General features: G+C 67.6%; 20 protein-coding genes, 4 tRNA genes and 1 pseudogene. 8 read left to right on the forward strand and 17 right to left on the reverse strand.

The genetic code is table 11. From position 1 onward, the window contains the following. Positions 1-33: 33 nt before the first annotated feature. On the reverse strand, positions 34-1,026 hold the full coding sequence (locus WEF05_07085; GenBank protein MEX1101650.1) for a radical SAM protein: 993 nt from the start codon (positions 1,024-1,026) through the stop codon (positions 34-36). 64 nt (positions 1,027-1,090) lie between these two features. Here WEF05_07085 and WEF05_07090 point away from each other — a divergent pair, with 64 nt between their 5' ends. Then, positions 1,091-1,756: an MBL fold metallo-hydrolase gene (locus tag WEF05_07090; GenBank protein MEX1101651.1), complete on the forward strand. Its 666-nt coding sequence runs from the start codon at positions 1,091-1,093 to the stop codon at positions 1,754-1,756. An 82-nt stretch (positions 1,757-1,838) separates the two neighbouring features. Here WEF05_07090 and WEF05_07095 read toward each other — a convergent pair whose 3' ends face one another. The 4 genes from WEF05_07095 to WEF05_07110 all read right to left on the reverse strand — a co-directional run bounded on the left by WEF05_07095 (position 1,839) and on the right by WEF05_07110 (position 4,165). Continuing rightward, on the reverse strand, positions 1,839-2,957 hold the full coding sequence (locus WEF05_07095; protein ID MEX1101652.1) for an enolase C-terminal domain-like protein: 1,119 nt from the start codon (positions 2,955-2,957) through the stop codon (positions 1,839-1,841). Then, entirely contained in the window at positions 2,954-3,463 is a 510-nt protein-coding gene (locus WEF05_07100; protein MEX1101653.1) for a DUF983 domain-containing protein, read from the reverse strand. Before WEF05_07100 ends, WEF05_07095 begins: the two co-directional genes overlap by 4 nt. 28 nt (positions 3,464-3,491) lie before the next feature. Beyond that, a complete protein-coding gene (locus WEF05_07105; GenBank protein MEX1101654.1) occupies positions 3,492-3,992 on the reverse strand; it encodes a hypothetical protein in 501 nt (166 codons plus the stop codon). A 95-nt stretch (positions 3,993-4,087) separates the two neighbouring features. Continuing rightward, positions 4,088-4,165, reverse strand: a tRNA-Val gene (locus tag WEF05_07110). Positions 4,166-4,449: 284 nt separating this feature from the next. On the opposite strand from WEF05_07110, the gene WEF05_07115 reads away from it, so the two are divergent. Further along, positions 4,450-5,067, forward strand: a complete 618-nt coding sequence (locus tag WEF05_07115; GenBank protein MEX1101655.1) for a hypothetical protein — start codon at positions 4,450-4,452, stop codon at positions 5,065-5,067. Positions 5,068-5,318: 251 nt separating this feature from the next. Next, positions 5,319-5,443, forward strand: a pseudogene (locus tag WEF05_07120) (transposase). 96 nt (positions 5,444-5,539) lie between these two features. Here the strand turns inward: WEF05_07120 and WEF05_07125 are convergent. Then, a tRNA-Val gene (locus tag WEF05_07125) sits at positions 5,540-5,614 on the reverse strand. Positions 5,615-5,930: 316 nt separating this feature from the next. On the opposite strand from WEF05_07125, the gene WEF05_07130 reads away from it, so the two are divergent. Beyond that, positions 5,931-6,224, forward strand: coding sequence for a DUF1905 domain-containing protein (locus tag WEF05_07130; protein ID MEX1101656.1), 294 nt, complete (start codon positions 5,931-5,933; stop codon positions 6,222-6,224). 22 nt (positions 6,225-6,246) lie between these two features. On the opposite strand, the gene WEF05_07135 is transcribed toward WEF05_07130, so the two are convergent. Then, positions 6,247-7,590, reverse strand: a complete 1,344-nt coding sequence (locus tag WEF05_07135) for a phosphodiester glycosidase family protein (GenBank protein MEX1101657.1) — start codon at positions 7,588-7,590, stop codon at positions 6,247-6,249. Positions 7,591-7,697: 107 nt separating this feature from the next. Between WEF05_07135 and WEF05_07140 the strand changes: the two genes are divergently transcribed. Further along, entirely contained in the window at positions 7,698-8,324 is a 627-nt protein-coding gene (locus WEF05_07140; protein ID MEX1101658.1) for a hypothetical protein, read from the forward strand. 463 nt (positions 8,325-8,787) lie between these two features. Here WEF05_07140 and dapA read toward each other — a convergent pair whose 3' ends face one another. Next, positions 8,788-9,681: a 4-hydroxy-tetrahydrodipicolinate synthase gene (dapA, locus tag WEF05_07145; protein ID MEX1101659.1), complete on the reverse strand. Its 894-nt coding sequence runs from the start codon at positions 9,679-9,681 to the stop codon at positions 8,788-8,790. 175 nt (positions 9,682-9,856) lie between these two features. Continuing rightward, positions 9,857-10,396, reverse strand: a complete 540-nt coding sequence (locus WEF05_07150; GenBank protein MEX1101660.1) for a DinB family protein — start codon at positions 10,394-10,396, stop codon at positions 9,857-9,859. A gap of 75 nt (positions 10,397-10,471) precedes the next feature. On the opposite strand from WEF05_07150, the gene WEF05_07155 reads away from it, so the two are divergent. Continuing rightward, positions 10,472-11,404: an ABC transporter permease gene (locus tag WEF05_07155; GenBank protein MEX1101661.1), complete on the forward strand. Its 933-nt coding sequence runs from the start codon at positions 10,472-10,474 to the stop codon at positions 11,402-11,404. Between the two features lie 31 nt (positions 11,405-11,435). On the opposite strand, the gene WEF05_07160 is transcribed toward WEF05_07155, so the two are convergent. The 7 genes from WEF05_07160 to WEF05_07190 all read right to left on the reverse strand — a co-directional run bounded on the left by WEF05_07160 (position 11,436) and on the right by WEF05_07190 (position 16,538). Continuing rightward, positions 11,436-11,509 (reverse strand) — tRNA-Cys (locus tag WEF05_07160). 95 nt (positions 11,510-11,604) lie between these two features. Beyond that, positions 11,605-11,680 (reverse strand) — tRNA-Gly (locus WEF05_07165). Positions 11,681-11,758: 78 nt separating this feature from the next. Beyond that, on the reverse strand, positions 11,759-12,190 hold the full coding sequence (gene dut, locus WEF05_07170; GenBank protein MEX1101662.1) for a dUTP diphosphatase: 432 nt from the start codon (positions 12,188-12,190) through the stop codon (positions 11,759-11,761). Beyond that, positions 12,190-12,570, reverse strand: a complete 381-nt coding sequence (locus WEF05_07175) for a VOC family protein (protein ID MEX1101663.1) — start codon at positions 12,568-12,570, stop codon at positions 12,190-12,192. Before WEF05_07175 ends, dut begins: the two co-directional genes overlap by 1 nt. A gap of 144 nt (positions 12,571-12,714) precedes the next feature. Continuing rightward, on the reverse strand, positions 12,715-15,501 hold the full coding sequence (locus WEF05_07180) for a vitamin B12-dependent ribonucleotide reductase (protein ID MEX1101664.1): 2,787 nt from the start codon (positions 15,499-15,501) through the stop codon (positions 12,715-12,717). A 320-nt stretch (positions 15,502-15,821) separates the two neighbouring features. Beyond that, entirely contained in the window at positions 15,822-16,298 is a 477-nt protein-coding gene (gene nrdR / locus WEF05_07185) for a transcriptional regulator NrdR (GenBank protein MEX1101665.1), read from the reverse strand. Between the two features lie 84 nt (positions 16,299-16,382). Further along, a complete protein-coding gene (locus tag WEF05_07190) occupies positions 16,383-16,538 on the reverse strand; it encodes a LysM peptidoglycan-binding domain-containing protein (protein MEX1101666.1) in 156 nt (51 codons plus the stop codon). Between the two features lie 275 nt (positions 16,539-16,813). On the opposite strand from WEF05_07190, the gene lexA reads away from it, so the two are divergent. Both lexA and WEF05_07200 read left to right on the forward strand, forming a co-directional pair. Beyond that, the gene (gene lexA, locus WEF05_07195) at positions 16,814-17,437 is read left to right on the forward strand and encodes a transcriptional repressor LexA (GenBank protein ID MEX1101667.1); all 624 of its coding nucleotides are present in this window, start codon (positions 16,814-16,816) and stop codon (positions 17,435-17,437) included. Positions 17,438-17,440: 3 nt separating this feature from the next. Continuing rightward, on the forward strand, positions 17,441-18,460 hold the full coding sequence (locus tag WEF05_07200) for a hypothetical protein (protein MEX1101668.1): 1,020 nt from the start codon (positions 17,441-17,443) through the stop codon (positions 18,458-18,460). A 22-nt stretch (positions 18,461-18,482) separates the two neighbouring features. Here the strand turns inward: WEF05_07200 and hflX are convergent, their stop codons facing one another. Next, positions 18,483-19,907 carry a GTPase HflX gene (gene hflX, locus WEF05_07205; GenBank protein MEX1101669.1) on the reverse strand — a complete coding sequence of 475 codons (1,425 nt, stop codon included), beginning with the start codon at positions 19,905-19,907 and terminating at the stop codon, positions 18,483-18,485. Positions 19,908-19,915: the final 8 nt, after the last annotated feature.

Genomic DNA, 19,915 nt, shown 5'->3' on the forward strand with positions numbered 1-19,915 from the left:
TCGCTCCGGACGCGGCGGACGCAACGTGCGGGCTCAAACGATCGTCAGCTGTCGCGGCTCGTCGGCTCCGGACCGTTCGGCTCGATCGCCACGGCCGAACCGCCCCCGCCGATCCCCTCCTGCGGACCGGAACCCGCCGAGCGCCCGGGAGATCCGCCCGACGGTGCGACCGAGGGCCTTCCGATCGGCCAAGGGAGCATACGGGCGCTGATACATCGCCTCGTAGCGCGGAACGAGGTCGGGATATGTCTCGGCGAGCCATGGAAGGAACTCCTCGCGGACCCCCGGTCGCAGATGGAGCAGGATCGGCGAGACGTGCGTCGCACCCGCGTCGATCGCCGCGCGAACCACCTCGCGGAGCATCCGCGGGTCGTCGCTGATCCCCGGAAGCACGGGCGCGATCAGCACCCCGCACCCGATCCCCGCCGCGTTCAGCTTCGCGACGGCCTCGATGCGCGCCCGGGGATGCGGCGTACCGGGCTCGGTGCGTCGCCACACCTCGTCGTCGAGCGTACCGATCGAGAACGCGGTACTCACCTCGCTCACCCGCGCCGCGTCCACGAGCAGATCGAGATCGCGGAGCACGAGTGTGCCCTTGGTCAGGATCGAGAACGGGTTCCGGTAGTCGCGCAGGGTCTGGATGATGCGTGGCATCAGACGGTAGCGACCCTCGGCGCGTTGGTAAGGGTCCGTGTTGGTGCCCATCGCGATGCACTCGCCCTTCCAGCGCTTGGCGGAGAGCTGGGCGCGCAGCACCTCGGGAGCGTTGACCTTCACCACGACCTTCGTCTCGAAGTCGCGCCCCGCGTTCATATCGAGGAACGCATGGGTCGGTCGTGCGAAGCAGTACACGCACGCGTGCGTGCACCCTCGGTAGGGATTGATCGTCCACGAGAACGGCAGCGCCCCGCCGGGCACCCGGTTGATGATCGTCTTGCACTCCGCCTCGATGAACGTCACCCCGCGGAACTCGGGCGTATCGGCCTCGATGCGCCGCAGTTCGAAGAGTTGCTGGTCGGGAGGCATCGGGTTCAGACGATAGAACATACGTTCGATTGCCGCAAGACCCCCGCCGGGCGAGGCTGGGCCGGTGAGCGAGCACCCCGTCACTCCCCGACCCTCCGAGACGCCCGAGTTCGGGTTCGTCCGGGCGGGCGGACCGATACACGCCTACGCGGAGACCGTCGGGATCGAGGTGATGAAGTTCGCGGTCGGTCGACTCGACAACGACGTCTACGTGATCCGCTCCCGGGGCCAGGCCGCGATCGTGGACGGCGCGGACGAAGCGGACCGGATCCTGGGCGAGGTGGACGGGTACGAGGTCCGGGCCATCGTCCAGACGCACAACCACAGCGATCACACCCGCGCGCTCCGCGAGCTCACCCTTCACCTCGGGGCCCCGGTCTATGCCCACCCCGCCGATGCGATGCCCGTCCCCACGCTCGACATCCTCGATGGGCAGGCGCTGCAGATCGGCGCCGCGTCGCTGCGCGCGATGCACACTCCCGGCCACACTCCCGGGAGCACGTGCTACCTGCTCGAGCCCGGCGGGTTCCTGTTCTCGGGCGACACCCTGTTCCCCGGAGGTCCCGGCAACACCGACGGCGATCCGACGCGGTTCGCCCAGACGATGAGCGGTCTCGATCGGCTGTTCGAGCTCCCTGACGACACGCGCGTCTGCCCGGGTCACGGCCTCGACACGACGATCGGCCGCGAACGCCCCTACGTCGAGACCTGGCGAGAACGCGGCTGGTAGCTCGGGGACGCCGCGTCGATACCTCGCGCCGGTCGAGCAGAACCACCGCCGCGCAGGCGACGGACGCATCTGGAGCCATGCCCTAGGGCGCGAGCAGCTCGAACGCTCCCACCGTGGCGTGCGCGACCGCGTCTGGATCCATCTCGATGCCCAAGCCGGGACCAGAGGGAGCGACAACCTTGCCGCCGGTCGTCCGGATCGGATCGATCGCACCGAACTCCCACGGCTCGGCCGGCCACGCCTGCTCGTAGTAGGAGCTGCGGTCGAACGCGAGCATCACGTGCAGGTTCGCCGCCTGCACCAGCGGCATCCCGTAGCTGACCCATTCGACCTCGAGATCGCGCTCCGTCGCGAGCTCGCAGAGCGCGATCGCGGGGGTCACACCACCGAGATGCGCCACCTCCGACCGCAGCGCGTCCCACGGAGGGTCACCGAGCGCCTCCCGGAACTGACGCACCTCCCACACGGCATCGCCCGCCGCAACGACGGGGGTCCGGATCGCCGCACGGACGCGCCGGTAACCTTCGAGGTCGAAGTCGCTGAGCGGCGCCTCGAACCATCGGCACCCCGTCTCGTCGAGCGCTCGTCCGACCTCGATCGCGCCCTCGAGGTCGTAGACACCCTCCGCATCGTGGATCAGCGCGAGGGCGGGAAGGCGTTCGTGCACGGCGCGGTGCAGCGACGCGTCTCGTGCGGGATCGCCGGAGGCGTGCAGCTTCGCCGCCGGGAACCCGAGCTCGACGACCTCTTCCAGCACGCCGAGGTAGGCCTCGAGGTCCGGCAACGTCGGTACCGATGCGTAGGCGGGGATCTCGTCGCGCGTTCCTCCGAGGAACCGGAACAGCGGCTGTCCGGCACGTCGCGCCGCCAGATCCCAGAGCGCAACGTCGATCGCACCCGCCGCCGCGGGCGGGAACGGGTTCACCCCATGCCAGCGGATCGCGTCGAAGACGGCCTTCCGATCGTCCGCCTCCCGGCCGAGCAGCGGGCGCGCGGCGGTGCGGACCTGTTCGAGCCCGGTCAGATCGAAGTCGCCGAACGAGTCGGCGTCGAACCCACCCATCCCGACGGCACCCTCGGTGTCCTCGACCCAGACGATGGTCGTGGTCGTGTACGGCGCGTCGAGCGCCTCGGTGTAGCGCTCGCGCGGGATGTCGGGACCGACGGCCGCGGCCGCGATCCGTCGGATCGTCGGGCTCATCGAGCCCGCGGAACGTAGCCCGGCTGGGTGCGCCACACGAGGTAGTCGATCCCTGCCCAGATCACCTTGGCGCGCCGGAAGAACAACAGGGGGACGGCGACGACCACGATCGCGCTCGTCACGATAAGGCCCGCGGTGCTGACGTCGGGAAGGTCGGCGATCAACCACGCGACCAACACCGCCACGAACGCGACGGCCGTCACCAGGTAGTTGACGGTCATCGCGCCGAGGAACCCGCCCTCCTCTCGCTCGAGCGGGAGCTCGCACGTCGGACAGACGCGCTTGATCGAGAACACCGAGGCGAACAACCCCGGGCTCGCGCATCGCGGGCACCGAACCCGCAGCGCGCGTACGAGCACCGCCGTGGTGCCGGGCCGGGGCTCGCTCGGGGCCGGGCCACGCTCACGTCGAAGTTGCTCGACCTCCGGCGTGCCGAGCACCTCGCCCAGCGACGGCGGCTCGTGGCGGGTTCCGCCGTTCGTCCCGGATCCGTTCCCCGTGCCCATCGTCGGTCACGGTAGCAGCGCCGGGACGTCAGCTCGTGGTGCGAGACGAGCTCTTGCTCGAGTTGCCGGAACCCTTCTTCTTCGCCGTGTCCGCCACCGATGCCGCCGCGTCGGTGACCTGGTCCTTGAACGCCGCGGTCTGCTCCTTCACCTCGGCCGTGACGTCGGACGCCCGGTCGCTGAAGCCCTCGGGAACGACCCCGTTGCCCCGCTCTCGGGTGCGATCCCACCACGCGCGGATCTGCTCGTACCGCTCACGTCCGGCCTTCGTCCCGGCGACATAGGCGCCTCCGGCGGCGATCGCCAGGGTCATCGTTCGACGGAGCCGATGCTTCTTTGGTGCGCTGGTGGTTGGCTGCAGTCCCTCGATCGCGTCGAGGAACCGGCTGCGGTCCTTCGCGGCCCGATCGAGCTCGGTCCGGAGGACCTCGTTCTGGGCACGGAGCCGTTCGTTGTCCGTTCCGGACTTGTCCAGGCGGGTCTCGTTCACGCGCGCCTTGGCGCGCTCCTTCAGCTGGGTGACGTCCATCAGGCTCTCCCCTCTCGGTGGGTGATCGATTCCTATCGATCCCTTAGAGAGGGGTTCCCTGCGCAGGGCCGGGGCAAACGCCGAACCTAACCCGGTGGGCGGTAGAGGATTTGAACCTCTGACCTCTTCCGTGTCAAGGAAGCGAAGCCCGACGCCCTGACCAGCCAATCCGCATGTCACCTGCTATCTCTTCGCTACTCTACGACACGCAGCAGACGCCTGGATATCGGGGCTCTGTGACCACACCGTGACCAGGGGCCGAGCACACCTCCTTGAAATAGACTCTCCCCGTGTCCCACGTCTTCGTGATTACGCCCTTCTCCCCAGAGACCGCTGGTGGCGAGGATCATCGGCTGTTCTCGGCGGTGCAAGAAGCGATCAGAACGGGGGTCAGCGATCCAGACTTTAGTGGGTGCCTCCGGTCTCCCATCCATATTGAGATGCCTGAGCAGTGTTCATGAACGCCCAAAGGCGCCTCTCTGAAAACCGGATCATCATTGCGCTCTCTTTGATCGCCGTAACTGGAGCCATCGTCTGGGTACGCGCCTCCCAGAGCACATCTGAGCGCGCAGATCAAGAAGCATTCAGCGAAACACCGTTCGATCTGCGGCCATTCGATCCAAGTGACGAACGTGCCCCCTTGCTTCAACCTGGGGAACAGGTGCCCCTTAGTCAGGCTGACGGGTCTTTTGGCCTTCCTTCAATACGCCCAAATCACGAGCTAGCGTCCGATGAGTCGCTTTCGGAAGCATGGGTCGGCGGAGGTGAGATCGCCTATCGGTACGAGTCCGGCCTTCGCGTCTACCTTGCGGGTTGGCCGGAAGAGTCTGACCCGGTCGACTTCTACTCCAGTTCCCAGAAGGAAACCGGGGCGGGCGAATTGGTATCGATCAGGGGACAGGTTGGATGGGCTGTACCGAAGGACGGTCAACAACCCGGCTATCCCACAGAGGCCTTCGTCCTGTTCGTAACGGATGGGGTGGAAGTGTCGCTTCAAGGAGGCGATCTAACCACCACGGAACTTCTGGACGTGGCTGAGTCCGTGGGTTCCGCTAGCGGGACTGCGGAAAGCTGACTCCGGCAGGCACCTTGCAGTTCAAAGGTCCAAACGTCGGGCCCTTCGGAAAGTAGCGTCCGCGCACGTAGCGTACGAATCGCCTGAGGGTCGTTGGACGCAAAGACCTCCGCGTCATCCTCAACGAGATCTGTTCAAAGGAACTCGGAGAGGAGAGCACGGTGGTCGAACCAACCATGGACGCTTTGGAATGGCTGCGCAGGCAGCTGATCGGGCGCACCCCGACCTGCTGCAGGAGATGGTGAAGGTCATCGCAGCTGATGGGAGCCGAGGCAGACGCCCTGTGCGGCGCGGCTAACGGGAGCACTCCCACGAGCGCACGAACCGGCGGAACGGCTACCCGTCCCGACCCTGGGACACCCGAGCTAGCACGATCGGGGCGAGATTCCTTCACCCGCACTGACAATGAGTGACATCCAGGACCCGATGACTTCGTCGCGCGAGAGAGGCGATTCGTTGAGCAGGCCTTTTGTGGTGGGCGGTAGAGGATTTGAACCTCTGACCTCTTCCGTGTCAAGGAAGCGCTCTCCCCCTGAGCTAACCGCCCGTGCGCTGCACACAAACTCTATCGCTTCCGCGGAGCCACCCCAGCTGCCGGGCTGCCAATGGAGGTGACCTGCGCCGGATGGCCGCACCCGGTCGCTGGTCCGAACAGCCTGGAGCGCACAACTCTCTCCCTCAGTCTAGATACCCGCCGCGTGGCCAACCGTAAGTGGAAAGGCTGCCCGACCCATCGCGTCGTCTTCGTGAACCAGGCGGGTCACGCGATCTCGGCTGTCGTGCAGGACGCTGCGTGTCCCCCGTTTGCGTGCTAGAGGTGGAGATTAGTCTGACGGCAGACACGAGTCTGATCTGATGGAGCCATGGCGAGAAAGGAGGCCGGGATGGAGGCATTGGGTGAGGAGTTCACGGCACCCCTGCTGAAGAGCCCGAACAAGGGCGGGTGGACCTATGTGGTGATGCCCGACTCAGTCGAGTTCTTCGGCACGCGGGACCTCGTGAAGGTACGCGGGACCGTGGAGGGGCACCCCTTCCGAAGCTCTTTCATGGCGATGGGTGACGGAACCCACAAGCTCCCGATCAAGACCGACGTACGGCAGGCGATCGGCAAGGAGGAGGGCGACACGGTGACCGTGCGTCTGGAGGAACGCCTGTAGCGATCCTCACGGCGGGGCGGCCTCAGAGTCCCCCGGGTTCGGGGTTGGGGTGCGAATCGGTGCCGGTCTTCACGAGCACGGCGTTCTCGCTCCCGCGCTCCTCCAGGACGCTGCCGTTCGTGCTCGGGCGGTTCGCGGTGCACCATCCGGAGGTGTTGAGGTTCGCCCGACTCGAGCCGCACATCGAAGACGTCACACCGGACACCTTCTTCAGCCACATCTCCGCTGATCCGCCGCCGTCGAAGTTGATCGCGTTCCAGGTCTTCCTCGCGGCGTCCCCGCTGTGGTCGAACCGAGTGCGCCGCAGGAACGTCCCGAACTGCTTCAGGGTGAACCCCGACGACCACTCTCCCTGCCGCCCGTCGACCACCACGAGGAACACCCGGCACTCGGAGGCGGGGCCTTGCGCGCAGGCCCGATTGACGACCGCCCCCGAACGGGGATTCGCGCTGCATAGATCGCGGTTCACGTCCGGATCACAGGTCACCTGCCCCAGCGCACCGGCCTCGAGGAGCTGTTGCCGGCCCCCCACGACGTCGATCGCGCCGCGCGCACTCGTTCCCCACTGGAGGGTCACTCGGTTCCCCGCGGACAGACCTTTCAGGACCCTCGCCCCCGCGCCCCGCTGCTTCGAAGCGAGGACGACCTTCGCACCGGACGGCGAGGCCATCGCGCTGCCGCATCGTCGTGCCTCCACGGTGTAGCGACGCTTGATCTGGCGCTGGTTCGTCGTCCACGCGGGGGCGGTCGGATCCCTCAACAGCACCGAGCACGCGTTCCCCGGGGGCGGGCTTGGATTGCCGCCCTCGAACGAGTAGGCGGTGATCTCACCGGCGCCGGGCTTGGCGGCGTTCCACGCTTCGATCGGTCGCACCTTCGCGCCGACGTGGAGGTCAATCGCGGTCTTCGGCCGGTCGATGAACGCTCTCGTCTCGTCCTTGCGCACGCCGAAGATCGTCCCGCCGTTCCGCAGCCCGCTCGACCACACCTTGCCGTCCTCGATGAACACATGGTCGGGCCGCTTGATCCCGAAGTCGGCGTTGATCGACGCGATCGCTCCGTGGGCGAGCCCCATCGTCGACAGCTTCTGGGAGATCGGAAGCTTCGTTCCCCCCGCACCGACGTCGATCCTCGCCGGATTGCCGAACGGGGCGATCTCGAGGACGAAGGCGCGGACGTTCCTGCCATTGAGCCTCTGGAGGATCCGGGAGAAGCGAACGCCGGAGCCGGAGCCGCCGATCTGCACCCGATCGACCTCGAACGTGGTGGAACCCCACGTGTCGGCCGCGCTCGACGGGACGGTGCCGACACCGGCGAGGACGGTCACGGAGATCAGGGTGGCGAGGATCGCGCGAGGCAGGGGCACCCCCCGCATCCTTCTGGAAGTCTCGCCGGGCGTCAATCCCGTCCGGGCTTGCGGCCGACTCAGGCCCGGGACTACGCTCGGAGCGATCTCCCCGGAAGGAGCCCCCGATGCGCGCACGCACAGGCCCGGTCGTGCTGCTGGTCACGATCGTCCTCGGACTCACACCCTCGGCGGACGCCGGGATCGCGACGGTGGGGATCGACGACAACTTCTTCAATCCCAGCACCGTCAGCGGCATCCAAGGCGGCGGGATCGCCTGGGACTGGCTCACGCCCAACCGCCAGCACAACGTCCGCCAGAACAAGGGCCTGTTCATCTCGGGGGCCCCGACGAGCAACGACGACGCGGTGTTCGTGCGCACGCTCTCCGCCGGCACGTTCCCCTACTACTGCGAGGTCCACGGGAGCCCGACCAGCGGCATGCGCGGAACGTTGAGGATCAAGCCGACCCTCGATCCGTCCCCCACGGGGCCACCCTTCACGGTCGCTTGGGCGGGGGCGGCGACGAACACTGGCAAGGCCTTCGATGTCGAGTATCGGGTCGGAGCCGCCGGAGATTGGCTGCCGTGGAAGACGGACACGACGCAGACCTCGGCCGTGTTCGGTCTCAACGACGATCCGGTGGCCATCGCGCCCGGCGCGACCTACCAGATCAGGGCCCGATCGCAGAAGTCGGTTACCGCGATCGGCAAGGTCAGCAAGTTCTCCCCGAGGGTCTCGATCCAGCCGGTCTGACCGCGGACCGGCGTGGGGCCGCGCTCGACCTCGACGGGAGACACAGCACGATCGTGTCGGGTCCGGACACGGGACACGTACCGTTCCGGATCGGGCGGAAGGTCCGACCGGAGATGCTCGTGGTCGGCGAGGAGCTGGTCCGGACGAAGCCCAAGGACCTGACGCGCGCGGGCATCGAGCGCGCGCCACGTGTCGTGGGCGCCCGGGACGGACGACCGCTGCTCGAAGACGGACGGGTGGTCGACGCCACGAACGTGGTCGGTGCACGGGTTTCACCCCCGGCTTCTCGTGGACTCGCTGCCGATCATCGAGAACGGGCAACCGAAGCACGATCGCCCGGATCGCCGACGCGATCGCGATGCGCACGACTCCGCGTGTCGAGCTCGCTACGTCGACGTAAACCTGGGTCGACGGCGACCGATATTCTCTCCGGCGGCGTCCCGCAGCGATTCCCCAGTACCGGTCAGGGCACCGCGTCGATCGAGTGGAGGGCTCGCTCCAGCGCCTCAGCCGAGGCCGCAACCAGAGGCAGGCGAACGTCCGGCGTGGGTATCACGCCTTGCGCGTGGAGGACGGCCTTGAAGACGGCCGGACTAGGCTCGGCGAAGCACGCGGCGACCACGGGCAGCAGCTCCTCGTGATGCGACCTGCCCTCTTCGACCTTGCCCGCCATCCCGCACTCGACCATGTCCACGAACCGCTCGGTACACACGTGGGCGGACGCCGCGATGGCTCCCGAGGCGCCGAGCAGCATCATCGGGAACAGATACGGATCATCCCCGCCGAGGATCGCGAAGCCTTCGGGCTTCTCGGCAAGGATGCGAAGCGTGGAGCCGTCGATCGAGCCCACGGCATGTTTCACGCCGATCACCTCGGGCATGTGAGCTAGCTGCAGCAGACCGTCGGGCTCGAGCAGCGTTCCCGTCCGGTACGGGATGTTGTAGAGCACGATCGGTACGGAGGAGGCGGCCGCGATCGCCTTGAAGTGTTGGACGATCCCCTCCTGGCTGGGTCGAAGGTAGTACGGCACGACGCACAACGCGGCGACTATGCCCGGGACATCGGCGATCGCCCGAGCGGAGGCGATCGATTCCGCCGTGTCGTTGGTGCCGACGCCAACGATGAGTGGGACACCGCGGTCGACGCAAACTCGGGAACACACATCGACGACGGCCCGCTTCTCTTCCACCTCCAGGAGCGACGCTTCTCCCGTGGTCCCAAGGGCGACGAGCCCCGCCACTCCCCCCTCCAGGAGGCGATGACCGAGCCCCTCCAGGGCATCGAGCGCGACCGATCCGTCAGGCGCGTAGGGCGTGATGACCGGTACGAACACGCCGCGCAGAGAATCGGAAGCCATCGTCAGAACGATACAGGCGAGCGTCCGACGGCCCTTCGGCCCAGCTCACGGGGGCACTCAGCCAGCCCAAGACGACCAGGGAAGCTGCGTCGGGCGATGATTTCCGCGTACTCGGCCTGTCCCCGCTCGATGGGATGGAAGGCTCCCTATCGGCAGGGCACGGTCCGGTTGTGAGTCATCCCTCGAGTGACCATAGGTAGTCGAGGAACCCAAACTCACCGGGCGAAGAACCGGCCAGCGACAGCAGGGTCGCGACGTCGGCCTGCTGCTGTGCAGCATGCGTCACGATATGGACGAGGTAGTGCCAGAGCGGGCGCTCGTCCTGGGTTTGCCTCGATCGAACCCGCTCGGTTATCCGTTCGTCAGAAATCGTGTCCAGCCACGCACGCATCTCAGCCTCGTCCTCCCGCCACCGCGTGACGAGCGAGGCTGCATCGGGGAACGACCCGGGATCAAGTTCTTCGTCCGCGGGGCCGGTCTTGCCCTGGAGGTTGAGCCGCCAGCTCCATTCGACATCGAGCTCGTGGACGAGTGTTCCGCGAAGATCGCGCGTTGTGACCGAGCTCGGAGCAACGAAGTCATCCGTGGAAAGCTCGCTCGCCATCTTGAGCAAGCGAGCGTTCACCCAGTACATGTAGTCGATGAGGATCATGACATCGACCTTGTTCACGAGCTGCCTCCCGGGGTTGTGAGCCAGGTCTGCCCGGTCAGACATCGGCCATGAGTGATTTCCTACTCGTGTTCATGGGCTATTCTATGGCACCGCTGAGGCGTCGAAGGAGTACGAGACGTGAGCGCCGCCGCCCCGCAGGGCCGGATCCGCGCGTGGTTCGCGAACCCGTGGGGGAAGCCGCGATTCTTGGCCCTGCTCACATGGGCGTTCGTGGTGTGGTTGGTCGTTCCTCTCGTGATCGCGATCCTGGTCTCCTTCAACTCGAACCGATCGACGACGTTCGTCACAGGTCCGTCGCTGGCGTGGTGGATCGGCGGCGAGCTCGAGACCGGAGAGCGGGTTGGGGGCATCTTCAACGACCCCGACTTGCGTGGCGCGCTCGCCCAGTCGCTGAAACTCGCGTTCGCGGACCTGCTGATCGCCACCCCGATCGGCGTCGCACTCGCTCTCGGGCTCGCCCGGTGGCGGGGCCGCGGATCGGGCTCGGCGAACCTTCTGATGATTGTGCCGCTCGTGACGCCGGAACTCGTGCTGGGAACGGCGCTGTTCCTCGTCTTTATCAACCTCTACCACTTCGTGGACTTCGGCACGTCCGCGCAGGTCCTCGGGCACGTGACCTACTCGATCGTCTTCGTCGTGATCGTCGTGCGCGGCCGGCTGTTCACGATCGATCGGGAACAAGAAGAGGTGGCGATGGACCTGGGCGCGTCGCCGTTCGAGGCACTCCGTCGCGTGCTGCTGCCGCTGCTCGCGCCGGCGATCTTCGCTGCGGCGATGATCGTGTTCGCGATCTCGATCGACGACTTCGTGATCTCGGCCTTCTTGGTCGGCGGCCAGGATTCCGTCACGGTCCCGATACTGATCTACGAGTCCGCCCGTACCGGCCCCACCCCGGCGCTGAACGCCGCGGCGACGTTCATCCTGGTGAGCTCGATGCTGGCGATCACGCTCGGCGTGCTGGTGCAGCGTCGAGTGAACAAGCGTCGCGGTGCGACCTCCGACTCGGCCGTGCAGTCGGTCGCGCCATTCGATACCACACGAGTGCTGTGACCTTGTGTGATGCACTGTGACGAGGGATCGTTGGAGGCGGGGACCGGAATCGAACCGGTGTACAGGGCTTTGCAGGCCCTTGCCTAACCACTCGGCCACCCCGCCGGGCGGCGATGCGTTCCGGATGCGGCCGAACGCACGAGGAGTCTACGCGAGCGCCGTGGGAATACCTGTGCAGCTCCGGACCGGCCCGGGGGATCTGGAGCGGACGACGGGATTCGAACCCGCGACCCCCACCTTGGCAAGGTGGTGCTCTACCAACTGAGCCACGTCCGCGTGTGCTGCAACATGCAGTCTAGGAGCGGCCGCCGACCCCTTCAACCGGAACCGCCTCGTCGCGGCGGAAACCGCAGGTCACGACCCGGTGGAGCCGAAGCCTCCGTCGGCGCGCTCGGTGTCTGACAACGCTTCCACGAGCACGGGCTCGATCCCCGGAAGGCCGACGACCACGAGCTGCGCGATGCGATCGCCGCGCTTGATCTTCACAGCCTGGCTCGGATCCTGGTTCACGACGGCGACGAGGATCTCGCCGCGGTAGCCCGGGTCGATCAGCCCGGGGGAATTGATCAGGGTGAGCCCGTACCGGGTCGCCAACCCCGAACGGGGCAGCACCAGCCCGGCGTAGCCCTCGGGGATCTCGACGGCGACCCCGGTTCCGATCATCTTGCGCTCGCCGGGCTGCAGCTCATGATCTTCCGTGGCGTCCAGATCCAGACCGGCGTCGCCCGGGCGCGCCTGCTTCGGCAGGTGGCCGCGCCGTTCGGTCTTGGTGAACCGCAGCTCCATCACTCACGTTCCTCGATCAGCTCAAGCCGGTTCCCGAAGGGGTCCCGCACATATACACGGTCGTAGCCCTCCATCTCGACGGTGTCGGTGACCTTGTAGCCGGCCTCTTCGATCCGCGCGCGGATCTTCTCCAGTCCCTCGACCAGGATCGCCGGATGGGCCTTCACCGCGGGGCGGAAGACCTCCTCGACGCCCAGGTGCACCTCGAGGTCGCCGGAACGGAACCACACCCCGCCGCGGGGCGAGAGCCTCGGCGGCTTGTCGACCTGCGTCAGACCGAGGGCGGTGCCGTAGAACCGTACGGCGTCGTGCTCCTCCCCGTCGGGCATCGCGAGCTGTACGTGGTGGATCCCCACCAGGCGGATGTCGTCGGTCCCCATGACCCCTCCCTCCCACGGTCGAGCACTCGTCGGTCACCGTCCCCGCTCGGGCGGACAGAGCGAGATTGTACGCAGGCGGGCGGGACCGGCGGGTGGGCACACGACGGCCCCGGGGGTAGTGCCCGGGGGCGTCGTCGACCGGGATCAGGAGCAGCCGCTGGTGGAGCCGCAGCTCGAGCAGACGTAGCACGAGCCCGCCGGCTGCATCTTGGAGCCGCAGGAGTAGCACAGCGGCGCGTCGGCCGTGTGCGCCTCGACCTTGTCGTCCGGAGGCCTCCCCTGATCGGGACGCGGTTGCAGCTCGATCGGCCGGGCGGTGTCGGCCGGAACCTCAGCCTCGGGAACCGCATCCGCCGGCGCCTCGACCTGACCGGACAGCTGCGACTGCGTATACCGCTTGCGCTCGTCCATCGACTGGATCCCCATGCCCGCGCGTTGCTCGGGCGTCAGGTAGTCGAGAGCCAGGCGGCGGAACACGTAGTCGACGAGCGAGCTCGCGAGCCGGATGTCCGGATCGTTCGTGAGGCCGCTGGGCTCGAACTTCATGTTCACGAACTTCGACGCATACGCCTCGAGCGGAACGCCGTACTGGAGTCCGAGCGACACCGCGATCGCGAAGGCGTCCATGATCCCCGACAGGGTGCTCCCCTGCTTGGAGACCTTCAGGAACACCTCACCGATGCCGTCGTTGGGGTACTCCCCCGCGGTGATGTAGCCCTCGGCCTCGCCGACCGCGAACGAGGTCGTGCGCGACGGGCGCGACTGCGGCAGGCGCTTGCGGACCGGCTGGGCCAGTTGTGCGGGCTCCGGCGCCTCGGCAGCCACGCCCTTCTTCTTGTCGGCCGACAACGGCTGGGCGACCTTGCAGTTGTCGCGGTAGATCGCGACCGCCTTCAGGCCGAGCTTCCAGCTTTCGACGAGCAGGTCCTCGACGTCTTCGACCGTCGCGCTCTCGGGCATGTTCACGGTCTTGGAGATCGCGCCGGAGATGAACGGCTGCGCCGCCGCCATCATCCGCACGTGCCCCATGTAGTGGATCGACTCGGCGCCCATCGAGGTGTCGAACACGGGGTAGTGCTCGGCCTTGAGGTGCGGCGCGTCGGCCACCGAGTTGTGCTCGGCGATGTAGGCGACGATGTCCTCCTGCTCCGCCGCGGTGTAGCCGAGACGCTCGAGCGCGCGGGGAACCGTCTGGTTCACGAACTGCATCGTGCCGCCGCCGACGAGCTTCTTCGTCTTGACGAGCGCGAGCTCGGGCTCGATGCCCGTGGTGTCGCAGTCCATCATCAGACCGATCGTTCCGGTCGGAGCGAGGACCGACGCCTGCGCGTTGCGGTACCCGTGCTGCTCGCCGAGGGCGATCGCCTCGTCCCAGGAGCTCTTCGCCGCGGACAGGAGCCCCTCGGGGACCAGCTCGGGATCGATCTCGTCCGCCTTGCCCCGGTGCTTGCGAACCACGCGCAGCATCGCGTCCCGGTTCGGACCGAAGCCCGCGTAGGGACCGGTCACCGACGCGATCCGCGCGCTCGTTCGATAGGCCTGACCCGTCATCAAGGCCGTGAGCGCTCCCGCCCACGCGCGTCCACCGTCGGAGTCGTACGGCAGTCCCCGCGCCATCAGCAGCGCGCCGAGGTTCGCGTACCCGAGACCGAGCTGACGGAAGGCCGCGGCGTTCCGCCCGATCTTCTCGGTCGGGTAGTCGGAGTTGCCGACGATGATCTCCTGCGCGGTGAACACGGTGTCGACCGCCGACCTGAAGGCCGCGACGTCGAACGTGCCGTCGGCCTCCATGAACTTCAGCAGGTTGAGCGACGCGAGGTTGCACGCCGAGTTGTCCAGGTGCATGTACTCCGAGCACGGGTTGGACGCATTGATGCGACCCGAGGCCGGGCACGTGTGCCACTCGTTGATCGTCGTGTCGTACTGCATGCCCGGATCGGCGCACTCCCACGCGGCCTGCGCGATCTCGCGCATCAGGTCACGGGCGCGGACCGACTCGAGCTCTTCCCCTCCGAGCACGGCCTTGAGCTTCCAGTCGCGGTCGTCGAGGAACGCCTGCATGAACTCGTCGTTGACGCGCACCGAGTTGTTCGCGTTCTGGTACTGGATCGAGTGCGAGTCCTTGCCGTCCAGGTCCATGTCGAAGCCGTTGTCGCGCAGCACACGTGCCTTGCGCTCTTCGTCGGCCTTGCACCAGATGAACTCACGGACGTCGGGGTGATCGACGTCGAGGACGACCATCTTGGCCGCGCGGCGGGTCTTCCCGCCCGACTTGATCGTACCGGCGCTCGCGTCGGCGCCACGCATGAAGCTCACGGGGCCGCTCGCCGTTCCACCGCCGGCCAGGGGCTCCTTCGACGAGCGGATCCGGCTCAGGTTGATGCCCGACCCCGAGCCTCCCTTGAAGATCGTTCCCTCTTCGACGTACCAGTTGAGGATCGAGGTCATCTTGTCGTCGACGGCGAGGATGAAACACGCCGAACACTGCTGGGGGGTGTCGGGAACCCCGACGTTGAACCACACCGGGGAGTTGAACGCCGCCTTCTGGGTGATGAGCAAGTGGCTGAGCTCTTCGGCGAAGATCTGCGCGTCGGCCGGGGTGTCGAAGTAGCCGTCCTTCGCGCCCCAGCCGCGGATCGTGTCGACCACGCGACCGACGAGCTGACGGACCGAGGTCTCGCGCTGAGGAGTGCCCAGGGTGCCCCGGAAATACTTCTGGGCGACGATGTTGGTGGCGTTCTGCGACCAGGTCGTGGGGAACTCGACGTCGCGCTGCTCGAAGGCGTTGCCGCCCTCTTTGAAGTTCGGGATCACCGCGTCGCGCCGCTCCCACTCGATCTCGTCGAACGGATGCGTACCGTCCGTTGTGAAGAAGCGCTTGAACGTCAGACCGTTGCGGATGACCTGGACGTCGCCCTCTCTCGTTGCCACCAGGAGACCCCCTCTCTTCGTCGTGTTGCTGCCGTGGGCCGTGGGTCGCAGGGAAGGAACGACCGTGGAATTACAGGATCGTGATTCTGTCGCGCATCCCCCTCGGGGTCAAGACCCTCGGACCGAAGATGTAGTGTCACAACTCAAATCATACCACTAGATATTGTGGTCCTGCCGAAACTTGCAGGTCACGTCGCGGTGGCCACGGGAGCCGCCGACCGCCGAGGTTCAGGCTACCGGGGGGCACCGACATGGCCGGGTCCGAAGGGGCTGGCCGCCGGTTCTTGACGGTCTTCTTCGGAGGCGCGACGGGCGGTCGCCTAACGCTTCGCGTCCTTCTTCGCCGGCTCGGACTTCTGGATCCGACCGAGCTCCCGCTGGAAATCCTCGATGTCCTCGAACCCCTTGTAGACGCTCGCGAACCGCAGGTAGCCGACGTCGTCCAGCTTCTTGAGCGCGCGGAGCACCTCGACCCCGACCTCCTGGGAGGTCACCTCGGGACCGTGGCGGCGGAGCCGCTCCCCGACCCGATCGGCCACCTTCTGCACCCGCTCCTCATCCACGGGACGGCCGGCGAGTGCCTGGTGCAGGCCGGAAAGCACCTTGTCCCGCGAGTACGCCTGCTTGGTTCCGTCACGCTTGACGACCATAACCCCGAGCCCCTCGATCCGCTCGAACGTGGTGTACCGGCGGGAGCAGGACAGGCATTCGCGGCGCCGACGGATCGCCACGCCCGCTTCGGCAGGGCGAGAGTCGACGACACGGTCTTCCTCGTGGTGGCACCAGGGACATCGCATGGGGTCGGCCACAACATCTTGTGGCAGGGGAAAGCTACCCCCGACATCTGGGGTCGTCAAACGAGGGCGGGGCGTGGGGGGCGGTCAGGCGCCCGCAGGGATGGCGAGCGCCTGACCGGGGACGATCGCGTCGGCGTCGATCGAGTTGGCCTCGACGATCGCGTCGACGAGTGGCCGGGGATCGACCCCGGGATCCGCCTCGGACCGTGCGATCGACCACAGGGTTTCCCCCGACACCACGACGTGCCGGTGGGAAGAGGTGTGCGCCGGCGGCCCGCTGAAGGCTCCCGCGGCCGGACCCCATAGGGTTAGGACCAGGGCCGGAACCCCCACGAGAACCGCGAGGCGGCGGCGGTGAACACGAACAGACGTTCGAGACATGCCCCGCAGTGTGCCCGAACACCCGTTCGAGGTCAAGCACCGAACCGAACGTATGTTTGAATCCGGCACGCCCCCGTGCTAGCGTCGCCTCGATCCGGCCGGGAGGGGCCGGACGCCGAGAGGAGCAGGCAGCCATGGCCACCACGACCGCCGAACACGAGCTGACCGCTCGCCAGCGTCGGATCCTCGAGTTCATCGAGTCCACCGTCCGTGACCGCGGCTACCCCCCCACCGTGCGCGAGATCGGCGAGGCCGTGGGGTTGACCTCCTCCTCGAGCGTGCACAGCCAGCTCGAGAACCTCCAGAAGAAGGGCCTGCTCCACAAAGACCCCACGAAGCCCCGCGCGCTGATCCTCGACGCGCCACGACCCGAGGGCGCCGTCGTCCCTCTGGTCGGCCGGATCGCAGCGGGTGCCCCCGTGCTCGCGGAGGAGCACGTCGACGAGTACCTGACGGTCCCGCGCGACTGGGTCGACGACAGCGAACACTTCGCGCTGAAGGTCACCGGCGACTCGATGATCGACGCGGGCATCCACGACGGCGACACGGTGATCGTGCGCGGCCAGGCCTCGGCCGACGAGGGCGACATCGTCGCGGTGCTGTTGCCCGGTCCCGCCGAAGACGAGGCGACGGTCAAGCGCTTCCACCGCGATGGCGACCGGGTGATGCTCGTCCCCGAGAACCCTCGCCTCGAGCCGTTCGAGATGACCGACGGCAGCATCCTCGGGACCGTGGTCGCGGTTCTCCGCAAGCTCTGACCGATGGGCGCGGAGGGGTCCACGCCTGCCACGCCGCAGACGCGGCTCGAAGAGCAGATCCGGTCCCAACCCGACGAGCTGGAACGCATGCTCGGCGACCGCCCGACCCTCGACGCGATCCACGCTGCCGCCGAGGGACTCCAGCGGTGCAACCGTCTGTGGCTCGTCGGGACCGGAACGAGCCAGCATGCGGCCGAGCTCGGAGCGGCGATGTTCCACGAGGCCGGCCGCGCCGCGAGCTGGAGCGCATCGATGCCCTTCGTCGATTGGGCCCCGGTCCTCGGGCCCCGCGACGGGGTGATCGTGATCAGCCATACCGCCGAGACGGCCTACGCCCTCTCGGCCCGTGCCCAGTCGTTCCTCGCGGGCCTGACGGTGATCCCGATCGCCCGAGAGGGCGTTCGGATCCCGGATGCGATCCCGACGGTTTCGAAGGAGACCTCGGAGACCTACACCGTCAGCTATACGACCGCGCTCCTCGCGCTCGCGATGCTCGTCCGCGCCATGGGCAGCGAGGCGATCACCGAGGACGCGCTCACACGGATCCCGGACGCGGTGCGTGCGGCGCTGGCGGACGAGACCCCCTTCGACGTCCCGCGGCCCGAACGGCTCCTCGTCGTGACCGGTGTGGGCGCCGGCGGCGTGACCGCACGGGAGGGGGCGCTCAAGGTCCGCGAAGCGGCTCGGGCCCTCGCCGAGGGTTACGACGCCGAGTACCTGCTCCACGGGTCGGCCGTTCCTCTCGACGGACGCGACCGAGTGCTCGCGATCGCGCCACCTCAGGATGGCGAAGGGTTCCTGACGGGGGTTATCACCGCGGCCGAACGCGAAAGTGTCCCCGTCTCGTGGATCCGGGAACCGTACGGGCTCCCGGATCTGCTTGCGCAGATCCCCTTGACGGCGCGGCTCCAGGTGCTCGCGTTGCGGCTCGCGATCGAGGGCGGTGTCGATCCCGACCACGTGATCACCGGTTCCTGGGCCGACGAGGGCCTGTGGGAGATCGGCGCCCCGACCGAACCGTGATGCGGCGTCTACGCAGGCGGGGCTACGCGGGTTCGGAACGCCGGTCCGCGGCCCGCGAAACAGCCTGTCCATCTGGTGTCGCGATGGGTCCGAGCAGATCCGATCCGAGCCCGTGCGCGGCCAGCCAGGTGCGCTGGGAGTCGGTCACCCGTACACGCATGTGGACACCGTCGTCGCTCGGGTCCGTTCCGAGGACCTCCGCCTCTCGGTAGAGCCGCGCGGCGACGTCCTCGCGCCCGTAGGGAACCAGCACGGCGATCTCGAGCGGGGGACGCAACAGTTCCTCGGCGGCCTCCAGCAGCGTCTGTATACCTTCTCCGGTCACGGCCGAGACCTGCACCGCGTCCGGATAGCGACGGGCGAGTCGGGCGCGCTCCACGTCCGAGAGCCGATCGACCTTGTTCAGCGCGAGGAGCTCGGGGATCTGTCCCGCGCCGATCTCCCCGAGCACCTCGCGGACGGCTCCGATCTGGCGCTCGATCTCGGGTGAGGCGGCGTCCGCGACGTGGAGCACGATCGTCGCCAGCGTCACCTCCTCGAGCGTGGACCGGAACGCCTCCACGAGATCGTGCGGAAGCTGACGCACGAACCCCACCGTGTCGGTGATCGTCGCCTGCCGGCCGGCGGGCAAGGAAAGCTTGCGCGTCGTCGGATCGAGGGTCGCGAACAGCTGATCGGCGACGAGAACGTCGGCTCCGGTGAGCGCGTTCGTCAAGGTCGACTTGCCGGCGTTCGTGTAGCCGGCGATCGCGATCTGGGGAACTCCCGATCGTTCGCGGCTCGCGCGCTTGATCGCCCGCTGTTTGCCGAGCGCGACGATGTCGCGCTTGAGCTTCGCGATGCGCTTGCGGATGTGCTGGCGGTCGATCTCCATCTTCGTCTCGCCGCCCCCGAACCGCGTGCCGATGCCACCGCCGAGCCGCGACATCGCTTCACCCCAGCCCCGGAGCCGTGGCAGCAGGTAGTTCAGCTGCGCCAACTCGACCTGGGCCTTGCCCTCCTGCGAGCGGGCGTGCAGCGCGAAGATGTCGAGGATCAGCGCGGTGCGATCGATCACGCGGACACGGAATCGTTCCTCGAGCGCTCGGAGCTGGCCCGGCGACAGCTCCCCGTCCAGGATCACGGCGTCCGCGCCGGTCGCGTGCAGCGTCCGGTGGATCTCCTCGACCTTGCCCTTGCCGACGTAGGTCGCCGTGTCGGGGACGTTCCGCGGCTGCACGACGCGCGCCACCGGATCCGCGCCCGCCGAGTCGGCGAGCGCCGCAAGCTCGTCGAGGTCCTCCTCGACGATGCCGGGCGCGACACCCACGAGCACGGCCTTCTCGCGCACGGCAGGACGCCACGTCGCGGCCAAGGGCGACTCGAGGGCGCCGGCGCCGGCGTGTGTGCCACGCGAACGTGTCCACGAGGGATCTGTCGTCGAGAGTTGGGGGGTGTCGTCGCTCACCCGACGAG

This window comes from Actinomycetota bacterium, assembly GCA_040881665.1.
GTDB lineage: Bacteria > Actinomycetota > UBA4738 > UBA4738 > HRBIN12 > JBBDWR01.